We start from the raw sequence: 16,907 nt of genomic DNA on the forward strand, positions 1-16,907 counted from the left end.
CTCGGTGCGCAGGAGCCCGACGAGGTCGGCGCCCCCCGCGGCGGCCGCCGTCGCGTCGGCGGGGGAGCCGACGTTGGCGCCCACCAGCACGTCGACTCCGTCGCGCGTCACGGCCGGGGCGGCGGCGCGCGACCGCGCCTCCCGATCGCGTATGGCCCGGGCGGCCGCGCGCTCGCGGAACGCGGCGAGCGTGGCCGGGTCCGGGTCGACGGCGAGCTCGCCGGTCGTGCCGTCGAGGGCGATCGGGGTGCCGTCGCCGACGTCGAGGACGGCCCGGCCCGCCCCGAGCACCGCCGGCACACTGCGTGCGCGCAGCAGGATCGCGCTGTGCGCCGTCGGGCTGCCCGCGGCGAGGACGACGCCCGCCACGCGGTCCGGGTCGAGCGCCGCGGCCTGCGCCGGGGTCAGGTCCGGGGCCACGAGCACGCCGGGTGGGCCGCCCGGGTCCGCCAGGGCGGCCGGGGCGCCGACGAGCGCGCGCAGCACCTGATCGGCCACGGCGCGAACGTCGGCGGCGCGGGCGGCGAGATAGGGGTCGGGCAGCGCGTCGAGCGCGGCGGCGGCCCGCTCGGCGGCGTCGGCCCACGCCCGCGCCGCGACGGCGCCGGCATCGATGCCGGTGCGCGCGTCGGCCAGCAGGTCGGGGTCGTCGAGCAGCAGCAGGTGCGCGTCGAAGATCTCCGCCTCGGCCGGGCCCAGCTCGCGGGCGGCGGCGGCGCGCCCGGCGCGGATCTCGGCGGCAGCGGCTGCGAGGGCGCGGTCGAGGTCCGCGCGTTCGCTCGCCGGATCGGCCGCGGGCACGTCGGGGACGGTGACGGGGCCGGCCCCGGCGGAGCGCTTCGGGCCGACGGCGATCCCGGGCGAGGCCGGCAGCGGATGCCCCGCGGAACCGGGCGACTCGGGTACCGAAATAGGGCGCCTCGCGGGGGTGTCGGTGGCCTCGTCGAACCGGCGGGCCGCGAGGGCGAGGACGGCGTCGAGTGCGACACGGGCCCCGGGACCGGACGCCGTGACCTCGACGCGGTGGCCCTCCAGCGCGGCCAGCCCGGTGAGCCGGGCGAGGCTCGTGGCGGGTGCCCAGGGCGAGCCGGTGGTGGCGTTGCGCAGCTGTACCTCGGCGTCGGGCAGGCCGCGGACGAGCCCGACGAGCCGGGCGGCCGGTCGGGCGTGCAGGCCGTGCGGGTTGGCCACGGTGAAGCCCTCGACCAGCTCGGCCGCCGCATCCGGGGCCGGGGCGTCGCCCGGCGCGACCTCACCCAGCTGGGACTGCTTCCCGCCCAGCGCGCCGGCGGCCTCGGCGGCCACCTCGGCGCGGCCGGCCCCGCCCGCGGCGGTGACCGCGGCGACGACGAGCCCTTCCACCAGCGGGGCGGGACAGAGCAGCACCCGGTCGCGCGCGTCCGGGTCGTCGAGCAGGTCGAGCGCCAGCTCGGCGGACAGCACGGCGCTGCCGAGGTCCATCAGCACGACGACACCGGCGCCGCCGTCGGCCGCGCCGATCGCGGCGCCGATCGCGACGGCGTCGGTGCCGAACGTGCCGTCGTCGAGGCCCGCGGCCACCTCGATCGGCAGGTCACCGGGAGCCATCTCGCGAGCCAACGCGACGGCTGCCTCGGCCAGCACCCGGCTGTGCGAGACGACGACGAGCCCGACCGGAGCCGTCACGCCGTCCCCCGCCGCCGCCGTCGCACCAATGGCAGCAAGGTGGCTTTACTGCCACTGGACGGCAGTATCGCCACCTTGCCGGCACACCGGTACGGCTGCGTCATGGGAGCGTGTCCGCCGCCGTCGACAGCAGCAGCGCCGCGGACGTCGCTCCCGGGTCCTGGTGACCGACGCTGCGCTCACCCAGGTAGCTCGCCCGGCCCTTGCGGGCCTCCATCTCGGTGGTGGCGTCGCGGCCCTGCGCGGCGGCCTCGGCGGCGGCCCGCAGCGCCCCGCCGATCTCCTCCCCGCCGAGCGCGGCGTCCATCGCGTCGACGGCGGGCGCGAGCGCGTCGTACATCGTCTTGTCGCCCGCCGCGGCCTTGCCGCGCGCGACGATTCCCTCGAGCCCGGCGCGCAGCGCCTCGGCGAGCGCCGCCTCGTCCAGCTCCGTGGCGTCGCCGACGGCCTGCGCCATGCGGAGGAAGAACGTCCCGTAGAGCGGGCCGCTCGCCCCGCCGACGGTGCTGACCAGCGTCATCCCGGCCTGCTTGAGCAGGGCCGCGGGACCGGCCGGCGGGCTCTCGTCAAGCTTCGCGACGACGGCCTTCATCCCGCGGGCCATGTTGGCCCCGTGGTCGGCGTCGCCGATGGCCGAGTCGAGCCGCGTGAGCAGCTCCTCGTTCTCGGCGATCGCGGCGGCGAAGGCGCGCAGCCAGCGGTCCAGACCCGCGGTGTCGATTGGCGGGTCGGTCGGCGATTCGGTCATCATGCCCCCCAGCACAGGCCCGGGGTGCGCACGGGCGCGTCCCAGAGCCGCAGTAGTTCCTCGTCCAGCTTGAGCAGGGTCACCGAGCAACCTGCCATCTCCAGGCTCGTGACGTAGGGCCCGACCAGCGATCGGACGACGGTGACACCCGACTTCGCGAGGATCGTCGACACCTCGTGGTACATCAGGTAGAGCTCCAGCATCGGGGTGCCGCCCATGCCGTTCACGAACGCGAGCACGCCGTCGCCGCCCCCGAAGTCCAGGTCGGCCAGGATCGGTTCGACGAGCTGCTCGGCCACCTCGCGGGCCGGCATCGCCTTGACGCGGCGGCGGCCGGGCTCGCCGTGGATCCCGATGCCGATCTCGATCTCGTCCTCGGGCAGGTCGAACGTGGGCCGCCCGGCCGCGGGCACGGTGCAGGAGGTGAGCGCCATGCCCATGCTGCGGCCGGCGGCGTTGACCCGCCGGGCCACGTCGGTCACCGCGGCGAGGTCGCGGCCCTCGTCGGCGGCGGCCCCGGCGATCTTCTCGACGAGCACGGTGACGCCGACGCCGCGGCGCCCGGCCGTGTAGAGGCTGTCCTGCACGGCGACGTCGTCGTTCGTGACGACCGAGGCGATCTCGACGCCGGTCTCGGCGGTGGCGATCTCGGCCGCCATCTCGAAGTTCATGACGTCGCCGGTGTAGTTCTTGACGATGTGCAGCACGCCGGCGCCGCCGTCGACGCCGCGGGTGGCCGCGACCATCTGGTCGGGCACGGGCGAGGTGAAGACCTCTCCCGCGCAGGCCGCGTCGAGCATCCCGGGGCCGACGAACCCGCTGTGCAGCGGCTCGTGACCCGACCCGCCGCCCGAGAGCAGCCCGACCTTGCCCTGCACGGGCGCGTCGCCGCGGTAGACGATCTTGTTCTCGTGGTCGACGCGGAGCTCGGGATGAGCGGCGGCGACGCCGCGCAGCGCTTCGGCCACGACGTCGGCCGGGTCGTTGATCAGCTTCTTCACGGCGACCTCTCGAACAGCTTTCGATGATGTCGAACGATCTGCGCGGTAAGCTACGCTTCCGTGACGGCCGACACAAGCGGGGAGGGCACGTGATCCAGTCCGTGGACCGCGCGGTGCGCATCCTCGGCCTCCTCCAGGGCCGGCGCATGAGCCTCGGCGAGATCGCGAGCCGGATGGAGCTGGCGCCGTCCACGGCGCACGGCATCGTCCGCACGCTGCTCGCGCACGGGATGGTCGTTCAGGAGCGCGACACCGGGCACTACCGGCTCGGCCCGGCCACGCTGCGCCTGGGCAACGTCTACCTGCACACCCTCGAGCTGCGGGCCCGCGTGGCCACCTGGGCGGGCGAGCTCGCCCGGCGCACGGGCTGCGCGGTGCGCACCGGCGTGCTGCTGCGCGACGACGTGGTGGTCGTCGCGCACGAGCCCCGGCCGGACGGGACGCGGCAGATGCCGGAGGTCGGGATCGTGATCCCCGCACACGCGTGCGCGCTGGGCAAGGCCCTGCTCGCCTACGAACCCGCCGCCGTGCCCCCGCTGCGCAGCATGACCGGCGAGACGATCACCGACCCGGCCCGCTTCGACGCGGAGCTGCAGCAGGTGCGCCGCGCCGGGATCGCCACCGAGGTGGAGGAGGCGGTGCTCGGCGAATGCGGGCTGGCCGCGCCGATCGCCGACCCGACCGGCGTCGCCGGCGCGGTCGGGCTCGTCACGCCGACCAGCGGCTGGCCGCTGCCGGGCAGCGCCCTCGACGCGCTGCGCGACACCGCCCGCGCGGTGTCCCGTGAGCTGGGCGCCACGGCGTGGCCGCCCGCCCACGATGTCCTGCCCGGCTCGGCGACCGCATGACCGCCCGGCTCGGCATCGGGCTCGCCGCCGTCGCGCGTCCCGCCTACATCACCTCGGGCCGGGCCACGGACCTCGGCGACCGGCGGGCCGTCGCCGACCTGCGCGCCCGCACCGAGGCCGTGCTCGACGCCGCCCACGCGGCGGGAATCCGCTACGTCGACGTCGCCCGCTCCTACGGCCGGGCCGAGGAGTTCCTGGCCGGCTGGCTCGCGGCGCACCCCGAGGCGGACGACGTGGTGATCGGCTCGAAGTGGGGCTACCGGTACGTCGGCGACTGGCGGCTGGACGCCCCGGTGCACGAGATCAAGGACCACTCCCTCGCCGCGTTCACCGAGCAGGTGGCCGAGACCGCCGCCCTGCTCGGGCCACGGCCGGCGATCTACCACGTGCACTCGGCCACCCTTGACACGGGCGTGCTCGACGACGCCCCGCTGCACCGCGCACTCGCCGGACTGCGCGACCGCGGGGTGCGGGTGGGCGTCTCGACCTCCGGCCCCGCTCAGGCCGACGCGGTACGCCGCGCGCTGGACGTGGAGGTGGACGGGGTGCCGCTGTTCACCTCGATCCAGTCCACGTGGAACGTGCTGGATCCCTCGGTGGGCCCGGCCCTCGCCGAGGCCGCGGCGGCGGGCGCCCGCGTGATCGTCAAGGAGGCGGTGGCCAACGGACGTCTCACCCCGGGCGACCACGACGCCCCGCCCCGGGCGGTGGCGCTGGCCCACGAGCTGGGGGTCCCGCTGGACCGGCTCGCCATCGCCGCGGCGCTCGCCCAGCCGTGGGCGTGGTGCGTGCTGTCCGGCGCGGTCGACCCGGCGCAGGTGGCGAGCAACGCGGCGGCGGCCGACGTCGAGCTGTCCCCGGACGTGCTCGCCGAACTCGAGACGCTCGCCGAGGAACCCGCGGCGTACTGGGCGGCCCGCTCCGCACGCGCCTGGAGCTGACGCGACCGTTCCGCAAACCCCACCTCTCGGCGTCGGGCCGGCGCTCACGTCACCCAAGATCGTCGCGAGTCGCCGCGAACGCACTCGCCACCCCGGAAACCCCACCCTCACAACGATCACCACCACGAAGATCACCGCGAGCGCGACACCAGCGCGGTCCGGACCGCAACCAGCGCGCTCTGACGGCGATCACCGCCCACATAGGCCCACGGCCGAACCGCCCGACCTGCAGCGACCACGGGCCGAGGGTCCCGATCCGTTGCGCGGACGACCTTCCGCCCGTGATCACTGGACAGGGCCCACCACACTCAAGATCGTCGCGAGATCACCGCGATCGCACTCCCGGGCCCCGAAGCGGCAACCTCACGACGATCATCATCACAAAGATCACCGCGAGCGGGGCACCAGCGCACTCCCGACCTCAATCAGCGCACTCTCACAGCGGTCACCGCCCGCGCGGCCCGCCCTCACCGCCAGCCAGCGCGACCGTCAGCGATCAGGGGGCCGACGGTCCCGAACCGACCTCCCCGAGCACCCCTCCGCCCGTGATCGCCGGATGACGGCCCGCCGCACCCAAGATCGCCGCGAGATCGCCACGACCGCACTCCGGACCACGGAAACGGCAACCTCACGACGATCACCACGGCGAAGATCACCGCGAGCGCGACGCCAGCGCACTCCCGACCACAACGAGCGTACTCTCACAGCGATCACCGGTCGTCGACCCCGAACCCGCGCACCCGACCCGCTCCCGCCACCCAATATCGCCGCGAGATCGCCACAACCGCACTCCGGACCGCCGAAACGGCAACCTCACGGCGATCACCCCGACGAAGATCACCGCGAGCGCGACACCAGCGCACTCCCGACCACAACCAGCGCACTCTCGCAGCGATCACCGCGCCGATCGCGGCCGCCCCGCCCCACTGGGCGCTCACCGCGTCCGCGCCGCCATCACCCCCAGCGTGAGCAGCAGCCGGTCGCGCGGGTCGGCGATGGAGCGGCCGGTGGCAGCCTCGATCCGTCGCATCCGGTAGATCACCGTGTTGCGGTGGCAGAACAGCGCCGCGGCCGCGTGGGTCGGGGAGCCGCCGCAGGCCAGCAGCTCCTCGAGGGTCTCCAGGAGGGTGTCGCGGTCGGCCGGGGGGAGCTCGAGCAGCCCGCCGAGCGCCGACTGCACCACCCGCGGGAGCAGTTCGGGGCTGTCCACCAGCAGCGCCTCGGGGAGTCGCTCGTCCAGTACCGCCAGGCCGGGTCCGGTGAGCGTGCGGGCCGCGGTGTGCGCCATCCGATAACCGGCGTCGACGGCCGCCAGCCCGTCCAGCACCGGGGAGACGCCGACCCGGCCGTAAGCGCACCCGCGAAGCGCGTCGAGCACCACCTGCTCCGGGCGCGTCCCCAGCGCGACGAGCCCCACCTCGTCACGCGGCCGCAGGAACCACGCCGACGCCACGCCGTGTCCGGCGAGGGCCTCCTGCGGGGCGCGCAGCGGGTCCTCCCCCGACGGCACCACCGGCGCCACGACGCAGAGCAGTGCGCCGCTGTCGGGCAGCCCGAGCACCGTTGCGGCGTCGCGGAGGAACGCCGGGTCGCTGCCGCGGCCCTCGATCAGCCCGTCGAGCACGGCGTGGCGGCGGCTGAGGTCGTGGCTCTGCAGCCGCAGCTCCTCGAGCCGGTAGGCCTCCACGAGCGCCGACGAGCTGCTGTCGTTGACGCGCCACACGTAGCCGGCGGCGTCGAGGAGCGCCTCGTCGTAGCCGCCGCCGAAGCGTCCGCGCGACGTGGCCAGCAGCGCCTCCCACATCACCCGCCCGCCCAGCCGGTAGGCCCGCAGCACCGCCTCGAGCGGGATGCCCTGGCGGGCCCGGAGGCTGCCGGTGCGCCGGGACGTATCCTCGGGGTCCACACCCGCCGGCACCTGCTCGGCCAGCACCTGGATCCCGCGTTCCAGGTTCGTCCGGCACGCCGCACGCAGCTCCTCGATCATGTCCCGTTCGGCGTAGACCGACTCGCGCTGCAGCACCATCACCGTGAGCCGATCGGCCAGCACGTCGACCTCGTCGAGGAGGGCGCGGCCGAGCACCCGCAGCGCCTCCGACGACGTGTCCGGGACCGGACGCGCCGGGGGCCGAGCCGCGGCGTCGCGGCGCCCGGTGGGCAACATGACGGCACTGTGCAGCAGCGCGCACAGCTCCGTCCAGGGTTCGGGGCGCTCTGCCCAGTTCTCGTTCGGCGATATTGGGCGCCGCGCCCATGGTGCCTGCTGGGCGCGGCGCCCAAAGTGTGCTCACCCCAATGACGGGCCCGCCGCTCGACCTCCGGGAGCCGCACCTCGTGTCAGCGCCGACCACGCCGCAGGACCAGCAGAACGCCGTCTTCGCCGTCGCCGGCATCGGAGTCCGGTTCGGCGGACTCGTCGCGCTGGACGACGTGTCCCTGTCCGTCGCCCCCGGCCAGGTGCACGGGGTGATCGGCCCGAACGGCGCGGGCAAGACCACCCTGTTCAACGTCTGCTGCGGCTTCATCAAGCCCGACTCCGGCAGCGTCCACCGGAACGGGAAGCCCGTGCAGGACCTGCGCCCGCACCGCCTCGCCGGTATGGGCATCGCCCGCACCCTGCAGGGTGTGGGGCTCTTCCGCGGGCTGAGCGTGGTCGAGAACGTGATGATCGGCGCCGACAAGCACCGGCGCGCCGGGTTCCTCTCCACGCTGCTCGCGGTGCGCGGCGCCGACCGCGACGAGCAGGCGCTGCGGGACCGCGCGATGGCCGCGCTCACCGAGCTCGGCGCCGACGCCTACGCCGACCGGCTGCCCGGCAGCCTCCCCTACCCCGTCCAGAAGCGCGTCGCGCTCGCCCGCGCACTGGCCTCCGAACCCGACCTGCTGCTGCTCGACGAACCGGCGAGCGGTCTCGGCGCCGACGAGATGGACGAGCTCGGCGAGCTGATCCGCCGGTTGACCGCGCGGATGTCGGTGGTGCTCGTGGAGCACCACATGGACCTGGTGATGAGCGTCTGCGACCGGATCACGGTGCTCGACTTCGGCAAGGTCGTGGCCGCGGGCTCCCCCGACGAGGTGCGTGACGACCCCGCCGTCATCGACGCCTACCTGGGCGAGGAGGCGACCCACTGATGCTCACGCCAACCGCCAGGAAAGCCACGTTCCTGACGCCCAGTGACAGGAACGTGGCTTTCCTGTCATTCGGCGCGCCGGTCCAGGAGGGGCGATGAGTACCGGAACTCTCGAGGTCCAGGGCCTCACCACCACCTACGGGCCGGTCACGGCCCTCGACGCCGTCGACATCACCGCGGAGCAGGGCAAGATCACCGCGGTGCTCGGGGCGAACGGGGCCGGCAAGTCGACGCTGCTGCGCACGGTGTCGGGGCTCGTCCGGCCGGTGTCCGGGCGGGTGGTCCTCGACGGCGCCGACATCACGCGGGCGCCCGCGGAGGCGATCGCGCAGGCCGGGATCGCCCACGTCCCGGAGGGCCGCGGGGTGATCACCGAGCTGACCGTGGAGGAGAACCTGCGGCTCGGCGCAATGCTCGGGGCGTCGCGGAAACGGACCGAGCGCGGCCTCGCGCAGGTCTACGAGATGTTCCCGCCGCTGGCGGAACGCAAGCGCCGGGACGCGCACGTGCTCTCTGGCGGTGAGCGGCAGATGCTGGTGATCGGCCGCGCGCTGCTGTCCGGGCCGTCGGTGCTGCTGCTCGACGAGCCGTCGCTGGGCCTCGCGCCGCGGATCGTCGCGCAGATCTTCGGCCTGCTCCGCGACCTGGTCGACGCGGAGGGCGTCACCGTGCTGCTCGTGGAGCAGAACGCGCGCAGCGCACTGTCGATCGCCGACGTCGGGATCGTGCTCAACCTCGGCCGGGTCGTTGCCAGCGACGCCGCGGCCACCCTCGCGGCCGACGACGGCCTCCGCCACGCCTACCTGGGTTTCTGAAGGGATAGTGGTGCAACAGTTCCTCAACGTCACCCTGGCCGGCCTGAGCCAAGGGGCCATCTACGCGGCCTTCGCGCTGGCGCTGGTGCTGATCTGGCGGTCCACCCGGATCGTGAACTTCGCCCAGGGCGCCATGGCCATGTTCACCACCTACCTCGCGCTGACGGTGATCGAGGGCGGGCAGTCCTACTGGCTCGGCTTCGTCGTCGCGCTGGTCGGCGGGCTGGTGCTCGGCGCCGTCGTCGAGCGGGTGATCATCCGGCCGGTGGAGGGCGGCCCCGAGCTCAACGCCGTGATCGTCACCCTCGGCCTGTTCGTCGCCTTCCAGGCGCTGGCCGCGATCCTGTTCGGCTCCACGTTCCGGTCCTTCCCCGCGCCGTTCGACCTGCGCGGGTTCACCGTCGGCGGGGTCAACATCGCGTTCACGCCCAACAGCATCTTCGTCATCGTCGCCGTCGTCGTGGTGATGCTCGGGCTGGTGGCGCTGTTCCGGTTCACCGACCTCGGCCTGAAGATGCGGGCCGCGGCGTTCAGCCAGGAGGTCTCGCGGCTGCTCGGTGTGCGCGTCGGGCAGATGCTGACGCTCGGGTGGGCGCTGGCCGCGGTGGTCGGCTCCCTGTCGGGCCTGCTCATCGCGGGCGGCAGCCTGGTGTTCCCCGCCTACATGGACGCGGTGATCGTCTACGGGTTCGTGGCCGCGGTGCTCGGCGGGCTCGACTCGCCCGGTGGTGCCGTCGTCGGCGGGCTGACGATCGGGCTGCTGCTGTCCTACGTCAGCGGCTACCTGGGCAGCGAGCTGGTGGCACTCGCCGCGCTCGCCATCCTCGTGGCCGTGCTGCTGGTGCGGCCGCAGGGCCTGTTCGCCTCCACCGCCGCGAGGAGGGTGTGATGTCGCAGCGGACCGACCGGGCCGCCCCGGCCGCCGACTCCCCCGCCCCGGCGCGGCCGCCCGGGCGCATGGCGCGCGCCCTGCGGTGGCGCCCGCGCTCCACGTTCGGCAGGCACGCGCTCGGCGTCCTGCTCGGGCTGGTGGCCCTGGTCCTGGTGCTGGAGCTGTCGGGGGAGTTCCGCAACTTCCAGTTCGCCACGATGTCCTACTACGCCATCGCCGCGGTGGGACTGACCCTGCTCACCGGCATCAACGGGCAGATCTCGCTCGGGCACGGCGCACTCATGGCCGTCGGGGCGTACACGACGGGCCTGCTGTTCACCGACGACGGCCTGCCGCTGCCGGTCGTCATGCTGATCGCGGCCGCGGTCACCGCACTGGTCGGCGCGGTCGTCGGCGCGGCGGCGGCCCGGCTGCACGGGCCCTACCTGGCGGGCGCCACGCTCGCGCTGGCCGTCGCGGTGCCCGGCCTGGCGATCTACTTCGACGAGATCTTCGGCGGCGAGCAGGGGCTGCGGGTCAACTCCCCAGAGGCGCCCGACTGGTTCGGCGACGCGATCTACTTCCTGTCGGCCAACGAGACGAGCCCGACGAAGTACCTCGCCTACGTCGGCTGGATCACGCTGCTGCTGGCCCTGCTGCTGCTGGCCAACCTGATGACAGGGCGCACCGGCCGGGTGTGGCGCGCGGTACGCGATGACGAGGTCGCCGCCGAGCTCGCCGGCATCGGCCTGGGCCGGATGCGCGTGCTCGCGTTCGTCGTGAGCGCCGCCTGCGCCGGGCTGGCCGGGGCGGTGCTCGGCGTCGTGGTGCGACTGGCCGCGCCGAGCGGGTTCACCATCGTGCTGTCGCTCGGGCTGCTCACCGCGGTCGTCCTCGGCGGGCTCGGCAGTCTCACCGGGGCGCTGCTGGGCAGCGCGCTGCTGGTGTTCCTGCCGCCGTTCGTCACCAACCTGGGCGCGAACCTGGGGTTGGACGGCACGCAGGCCGCCCAGCTCGCACCGTTCGTCTACGGGGTCGTGCTCGTGCTCGTGATGTTGCTCGCGCCGTCGGGGGCCGTGGGCGTGCTGAAGAAGATCTGGGCCCGCCGGGGTTCCTCGACGAGGAGGACAGGATGATCAGTAGAAGGAGAACCGCCGCGCTCGCGGCGGCCGTCGCGACCGCGCTGGTCCTCACCGCGTGCGGCGCGGGCGGGCGTCCGGACGAGGGAGCGGCATCCGGTGAGGGCGGCGCCTCCGACGTCGGCATCACCGAGACGTCGGTGAAGGTCGGCGCCCACTTCCCGCTCACCGGCGTCGCGGCGCCGGGCTACAGCGAGATCCCCACGGGGACGCAGGCCTACTTCGACTTCGTCAACGCGGCCGGCGGGATCAACGGCCGGCAGATCGAGTACGTCTACAAGGACGACGCCTACAACCCGACGCAGACCAGCCAGGTGGCCAACGAGCTGGTGCTGCAGGACCAGGTGTTCGCGATCCTGTCCGGCCTCGGCACACCCACGCACTCGGCGGTGCTCGAGTTCCTCAACAGCCAGGGCGTGCCCGACCTGTTCGTCTCCTCCGGCTCGCTGCTGTGGAACCAGCCCGAGGAGTACCCCTGGACGTTCGGCTGGCAGCCCGACTACGAGATCGAGGGGAAGATCATCGGCCAGTACGTGGCCCAGAACTTCCCCGACGCGAAGGTCGGCCTGTTCCTGCAGGACGACGACTTCGGCCGTGACGGCGAGAAGGGCGCCCGGCAGTTCCTCGACGAGCAGATCGTGGCGGCCGAGCGGTACACCCCGGGCAACACCGACGTGGCCCCGCAGATCGCCGCGCTGCAGGCCGCCGGGGCCGACCTGGTGATCGGCTTCAACGTGCCGTCCTACACGGCGCTGTCGCAGCTGGTGTCGCTGCGGCTGAACTACCAGCCGCAGTGGATCTACTCCAACGTCGGCTCCGACCCGGCGCTCGTGGGCTCGCTGCTGTCGCGGTTCTCCGAGGGCGCGGTGACCGACGCCGGGCTCCTCGAGGGCGTGATCACCACCGAGTACCTGCCGGGTGTGGACCAGCCCGACGACCCGTGGACCCAGCTGTTCCAGCGCGTCTGGGACGAGCACGGTGGCGAGGGCGAGCTCACCAACTTCCGCGTCTACGGGATGGCGCAGGCCTACACGTTCGTGCAGGCGCTGCAGGCCGCCGGCCCGAACCCGACGCGGCAGGGCATCGTCGACGCCATCGAGCAGGCCGGCGCCGAGTTCCGGGGCGCGTGGGTGGCGCCGTTCCGGTACGGGCCGAACAGCCACGCCGGCATCTCGGGCGTCCAGGTCACCCGCATCACCGGGGGCACGACCGAGGCGCTGACGCCGGTGCTCGTGACCGACAACGGCGACACCGCGATCACCGAGGCGACGGTCGAGCCCACCGAGCCGCCTGCCGACGGCATCCCGGACGTCGAGCCCGCGGTGAGCTGAGCCGGCACCGCACGCGCGGCCCAGTTGCAGCAAAGCCACTTTCACGCAACCCCATGGCGTGAAAGTGGCTTTGCTGCAATCTCCCGAACCCGTGGACGAGCGGTTCGCGGGCCGCGACCTGAGCGGAGTCACCGAGCTCGGCGCCTCCTACGGGCAGATCGACCTCGAGGCGCTCGCCGCCGCGCAGCCGGACCTGATCGTCACGCACGCCTACCCGGTGGACTCGGCGGGCACGCTCGACCCCGCCAAGCCGCTCTACGGCTTCGCCGACCTCGCCCAGCAGGAGGCGGCCGCGCAGATCGCGCCGATCGTCGCCATCGCGATGGACGGCTCCGCGGTGCAGGTGATCGACCGGACGGTGGAGCTCGCGCTGGCGCTCGGGGCCGATCCCGCCGTGATCGACGAGGCCCGCACCGGCTACACCGCGGCCGCCGACCGCCTGCGGGCCGCGGCGGCGTCGGGGCTCGAGGTCCTGGTCGTGGCCGCCTACCCCGCCGATGGCCTCTACGTCGCGAAGGCCCCCGACGACCCGGCGCTCACCGCGTACGCCGACCTCGGCGTGCAGTTCGTCGACCCGGGCGGCAGCGAGTACTACTGGCAGGCCGTGAGCTGGGAGAACGTCGGTTCGGTGCCCGCCGACCTCGTCCTGGACTCCCAGATCGACGACATGACCGCCGAGGAGCTGCTCGTCCAGCCGACGTTCGCCGCCACCCCGGCGGGCCAGGCGGGGCAGGTCTACCCGTGGATCTTCACGAGCATGGACCACCTCGCGCAGGCGGACTACATGAACGAGCTGGCCGGATACCTGGAGGGGGCGCAGAACGTCCTGTGACGGGTACGGCGGCCGGCGTGGGGTAGCCGACACGAGGAACCCGATCCGAGGAGGAGCCCATGTCGGCCGCCACCACCCGTGAGGCGCTGCGAGCGGTACTCGTGGACGTCGACTTCCCCGCGTCGAAGTACCAGCTCACCGAGGCCGCCGGCACCCGCGGTGCCGACGAGGACACCCTGCGCGCGCTGCGGGCGGTCCCACCGGTGGACTACGGGAACATGGACGAGGTGCTGGCCGCGGTGCCGCTGGCGGACGAGGCGTCGGAGGTCACGGCCGCGAAGAAGGCCGACCGGCGTCGCGAGCACACGCGGCCCGGCCTGGCCGAGGGCAGCAAGGACACCTGAGGACGCCGTGCGCGTCCTCGTCGTCGGCGGCGGGCACAACGGGCTGGTGGCGGCGTGCCACCTCGCGCTGGCCGGCGCGGACGTGCTGGTGCTGGAGCAGGCGCCCGCGCTGGGCGGCGGCTCCCGCACCGACGAGCTGGTGCCCGGGTACCGCTTCGACCTGCACTCGGCCGCCCACAACATCATCAATGCCACCGACGTGGCCGAGGAGCTGCGGCTGGGCGAGTTCGGGCTCCGCTACCGGGAGATGGACCCGTTCTCGGTGGCGGTGTTCCGCGGCGGCCCGATCGTCCGGTTCCACCGCAGCGTCGATGCGACGTGCGACTCGATCGCCGAGGTCGACCCGGCCGAGGCGCGGCGGTACCGGGAGTGGATGCGGGACGCGATGCCCGTCGTCACCGCGATGCGATCGGGGCTCGAGGCCGGGGCGTCGCGGTCGCGGCGGCTGCGGCGGTTGCCGCCGACCCTGGCGGGCGGCGTGGCTGCGCTCGTCCGCAACGGTGGGCCGCTCGGGCTGGCCCGGCTGCTGCTCGCGCCGTACGGGCGGGTGCTCGCCGAGCGGCTCGGCAGCGACCTGGTGCGCGCCCCGGTGTCGGCGTTCGCCGCCCACGCCTCCGCGGCGCCCGATGCGCCGGGCGGGGCGCTGTTCGCGCTGTGGCAGGCGTTCTACCACCAGGTCGGCCAGTGGCACGCCGTCGGCGGCGCCCAAGGGCTGGTCGACGCCCTGGCCCGGTGCCTGGCGGCGGCGGGCGGGGCGTGCCGCACCGGGGCCACGGTCACCCGGATCATCAGGCGGTCGGGCCGCGTGACGGGCGTGGTGCTCGAGTCCGGCGAGCACCTGAGCGCCGACGCGGTGCTCACCGCGATCGATGCCCGGACCGCGCTGCTCGACCTGCTCGACCCTCCCCTGGACGGCGCCGAGGCCGAGCGGCTGCGCGGCGCGCACCGCGGCAACGCCGTGCAGATGGTGGTGCACCTCGCCACCACCGCCCTGCCGTCCTATCCCGGTGCCCTGCCGGGCGACCACAGCGGGTTGCAGTCCTACGTGGACGGCCTGGATGCGCTGCGCGCCGGCTTCGCCGCTGCCGAGGCCGGGCACCTGCCCGACGATCCGGTGCCGACCTACGCCTTCACCCCGAGCGCGCTCGACGCCTCGCTCGCCCCGCCGGGACGGCACACCGTGTACCTGGCGTGCCCCACCGCCCCGTTCCGCCTGCGCGGTGGGTGGGAGCGCGCGGCCGAGGGGTTCGCGGACCGGATGGTCGCCACCGTCGAGGCCAGGGCGCCGGGGTTCGCCGCGTCGGTCGTCGCCCGCAGCGTGCGCACGCCGCAGGTGATGGCCCACGAGCTGCGCTGGCCCGGTGCCCACCCCATGCACCTCGACGTGACCCTCGACCAGCTCGGCCCGCTGCGGCCCACCCGATCGCTGGCCCGGCACACCACCCCGGTGCGAGGGCTCGTCGTGTCCGGGGCAGGAACGGCGCCGGTCGGCGGGATCGCGGGGGTGCCGGGGCGCGCGGCGGCGCGGGCGCTCCTGCGGGCGATGGCGGACCGGTGACCGCGGATGCGGCAGAGTGCGGGGCGTGGACTCTCCTGCCCTGCACCTGGCCGATGACGTCGTCGGCGGCTGGCTCCAGCTCCCCGGATCCGCCGCGGCCGAGCTGGTCGGCTCGGTCGGTTTCGGTTTCGTGGTGGTCGACCAGCAGCACGGCCTGATCGGCGACGACGCGCTGGTGCCGATCCTGCAGGCCCTCGACGTCACCGGCACACCCGCCCTGGTGCGCGTCACCCACAACGAGCCGAGTGCGATCGGCCGGGCACTCGACCGCGGCGCCGCAGGCGTGGTCGTGCCGCTCGTCGACACGGCCGAGCAGGCCGCGCTCGCCGCGGCCGCCTGCCACTACCCGCCGCGCGGCTGCCGCAGCTACGGGCCGAGTCGGGTGGCCTGGCACCGGCGGCGGACCGAGCCGCTGTGCGTGGTGATGGTCGAGACCCTCGCCGGGCTGGCCGCGCTGCCCGAGATCACCGCCGTGGGCGACCTCGACGCGGTGTTCGTCGGGCCGTCGGACCTGGCGCTCACCACCGGCCGCCCGCTGGAGGCGCAGGACGGCGATCCGGAGTACGAGGAGGTCCTGCGCGGCGTCGCGGAGCAGTGCCGGGAGCGGGACCTGCCGGTCGGCGTCTACTGCGCGTCCTCGGCGCACGTGCGACGGTTCCGGGAGCTCGGCTTCACGTTCTTCGCCGGGCCATCGGAGGGGGCGATGCTCCGCGCCGCCGCCGCCGCACACCTGCAGAACGCGCGGGCGATCCCCTGACGGCCCGCGCCCGCGCCGGTTGATCCGCTCCGGTGCGGGAACGCGGAGGGTGTGCTGGAAGCGGCGTTCTGGGGTTTCGTCGGGGGCTTCGCCCTGATCGTCGGGGCGGTCATCGGACTCGTCCTGCGCACGCCGCCACGGGTGGTGGGCATCGTCATGGCGTTCGGCGCGGGCGTGCTCATCAGCGCGGTGGCGTTCGAGCTGGTGGAGGAGGGCTTCGAGAGCGGCGGCGCGGTGCCCGTGCTGCTGGGGCTCGCCGGCGGCGCGCTCGCGTTCTTCGTCGGCGACACGATCCTCGACCACCGTGGGGCGCGGCACCGCAAGCGGTCCGGGGGCCAGCAGGCCGGCGGGGCCGCCAGTGCGATCGTGCTCGGCGCGATGCTCGACGGCATCCCCGAGTCGGCGGCCATCGGCGTCTCGCTGCTCGGCGGGGGCGGCGTCGGCGTCGCGATGGTGGCGGCGGTGTTCCTGTCGAACGTGCCGGAGTCGCTCTCGGCCGCCGTCGGGCTGCGCAAGGCCGGGCACTCGCCGCGGTGGATCCTCGGGCTGTGGTCCGGCGTCGCGCTGATCTCCGCGGTGGCCGCGGCGGCGGGCTACGGCCTGCTCGGCGGCGCCTCCCCCGTGGCCGTCGCCGCGGTGCAGGCCTTCGCCGCGGGCGCGGTGCTGACGATGCTCGCCGACACGATGATGCCCGAGGGGTTCGAGCACGTCGGCGACAGCACGGGCCTGGTGACGTGCGCCGGGTTCATCACCGCGTTCCTGCTCCACCAGGCCGGGTAGGCCGGGCCCGGGCGCACCAGGGGGCTAGAGCGTGTCCCTTGGATCATGGGACGGGGTCGCGGAGCCAGATCCTGATCGAGGCGACGTCGATGGTTCCGCGGAACATGTAGTCGCGCTTGTCGTAGCGGGTGGCGACCGCGCGGTGG

At 74.3% G+C, this 16,907-nt stretch carries 16 protein-coding genes; 12 read left to right on the top strand and 4 right to left on the bottom strand.

Features of this window, described 5'->3' with window-relative positions:
- The 3 genes from dhaM to dhaK all read right to left on the bottom strand — a co-directional run.
- A partial coding sequence (gene dhaM, locus KME75_RS31570; RefSeq protein WP_308283268.1) for a dihydroxyacetone kinase phosphoryl donor subunit DhaM occupies positions 1-1,665 on the bottom strand: 1,665 nt, incomplete at its 3' end.
- Positions 1,666-1,765: 100 nt separating this feature from the next.
- A complete protein-coding gene (gene dhaL / locus KME75_RS31575) occupies positions 1,766-2,416 on the bottom strand; it encodes a dihydroxyacetone kinase subunit DhaL (RefSeq protein WP_246633222.1) in 651 nt (216 codons plus the stop codon).
- On the bottom strand, positions 2,413-3,414 hold the full coding sequence (gene dhaK, locus KME75_RS31580) for a dihydroxyacetone kinase subunit DhaK (RefSeq protein ID WP_219418593.1): 1,002 nt from the start codon (positions 3,412-3,414) through the stop codon (positions 2,413-2,415). Before dhaK ends, dhaL begins: the two co-directional genes overlap by 4 nt.
- A gap of 89 nt (positions 3,415-3,503) precedes the next feature.
- On the opposite strand from dhaK, the gene KME75_RS31585 reads away from it, so the two are divergent.
- A complete protein-coding gene (locus KME75_RS31585; protein ID WP_219418594.1) occupies positions 3,504-4,262 on the top strand; it encodes an IclR family transcriptional regulator in 759 nt (252 codons plus the stop codon).
- A complete protein-coding gene (locus KME75_RS31590; RefSeq protein WP_219418595.1) occupies positions 4,259-5,203 on the top strand; it encodes an aldo/keto reductase in 945 nt (314 codons plus the stop codon). The genes KME75_RS31585 and KME75_RS31590 overlap by 4 nt, the downstream gene beginning before the upstream one ends.
- A 934-nt stretch (positions 5,204-6,137) precedes the next feature.
- Here KME75_RS31590 and KME75_RS31595 read toward each other — a convergent pair.
- Positions 6,138-7,367, bottom strand: coding sequence for a PucR family transcriptional regulator (locus tag KME75_RS31595; RefSeq protein ID WP_219418596.1), 1,230 nt, complete (start codon positions 7,365-7,367; stop codon positions 6,138-6,140).
- A gap of 131 nt (positions 7,368-7,498) precedes the next feature.
- Here KME75_RS31595 and KME75_RS31600 point away from each other — a divergent pair, with 131 nt between their 5' ends.
- The 10 genes from KME75_RS31600 (at position 7,499) to KME75_RS31645 (ending at position 16,761) form a co-directional block, all read left to right on the top strand.
- Positions 7,499-8,335, top strand: coding sequence for an ABC transporter ATP-binding protein (locus KME75_RS31600; RefSeq protein WP_219418597.1), 837 nt, complete (start codon positions 7,499-7,501; stop codon positions 8,333-8,335).
- A gap of 94 nt (positions 8,336-8,429) precedes the next feature.
- A complete protein-coding gene (locus KME75_RS31605) occupies positions 8,430-9,149 on the top strand; it encodes an ABC transporter ATP-binding protein (RefSeq protein WP_219418598.1) in 720 nt (239 codons plus the stop codon).
- A 10-nt stretch (positions 9,150-9,159) separates the two neighbouring features.
- A complete protein-coding gene (locus KME75_RS31610) occupies positions 9,160-10,038 on the top strand; it encodes a branched-chain amino acid ABC transporter permease (RefSeq protein ID WP_219418599.1) in 879 nt (292 codons plus the stop codon).
- A gap of 68 nt (positions 10,039-10,106) precedes the next feature.
- The gene (locus tag KME75_RS31615) at positions 10,107-11,156 is read left to right on the top strand and encodes a branched-chain amino acid ABC transporter permease (RefSeq protein ID WP_219418607.1); all 1,050 of its coding nucleotides are present in this window, start codon (positions 10,107-10,109) and stop codon (positions 11,154-11,156) included.
- Complete coding sequence (locus KME75_RS31620; RefSeq protein WP_219418600.1) at positions 11,153-12,490, top strand: ABC transporter substrate-binding protein; 1,338 nt, start codon at positions 11,153-11,155, stop codon at positions 12,488-12,490. Before KME75_RS31615 ends, KME75_RS31620 begins: the two co-directional genes overlap by 4 nt.
- A gap of 91 nt (positions 12,491-12,581) precedes the next feature.
- The gene (locus tag KME75_RS31625) at positions 12,582-13,322 is read left to right on the top strand and encodes an ABC transporter substrate-binding protein (protein ID WP_219418601.1); all 741 of its coding nucleotides are present in this window, start codon (positions 12,582-12,584) and stop codon (positions 13,320-13,322) included.
- A gap of 59 nt (positions 13,323-13,381) precedes the next feature.
- Positions 13,382-13,666: a DUF2795 domain-containing protein gene (locus KME75_RS31630; protein WP_219418602.1), complete on the top strand. Its 285-nt coding sequence runs from the start codon at positions 13,382-13,384 to the stop codon at positions 13,664-13,666.
- 7 nt (positions 13,667-13,673) lie between these two features.
- Positions 13,674-15,224 (top strand): phytoene desaturase family protein, encoded by a 1,551-nt coding sequence (locus tag KME75_RS31635; RefSeq protein ID WP_219418603.1) that lies wholly within the window; start codon positions 13,674-13,676, stop codon positions 15,222-15,224.
- 25 nt (positions 15,225-15,249) lie between these two features.
- The gene (locus KME75_RS31640; protein WP_219418604.1) at positions 15,250-15,981 is read left to right on the top strand and encodes an HpcH/HpaI aldolase family protein; all 732 of its coding nucleotides are present in this window, start codon (positions 15,250-15,252) and stop codon (positions 15,979-15,981) included.
- Positions 15,982-16,032: 51 nt separating this feature from the next.
- The gene (locus KME75_RS31645) at positions 16,033-16,761 is read left to right on the top strand and encodes a ZIP family metal transporter (RefSeq protein ID WP_219418605.1); all 729 of its coding nucleotides are present in this window, start codon (positions 16,033-16,035) and stop codon (positions 16,759-16,761) included.
- Positions 16,762-16,907: the final 146 nt, after the last annotated feature.

The organism is Pseudonocardia nigra, assembly GCF_019396355.1.
Classification (GTDB): domain Bacteria; phylum Actinomycetota; class Actinomycetes; order Mycobacteriales; family Pseudonocardiaceae; genus Pseudonocardia; species Pseudonocardia nigra.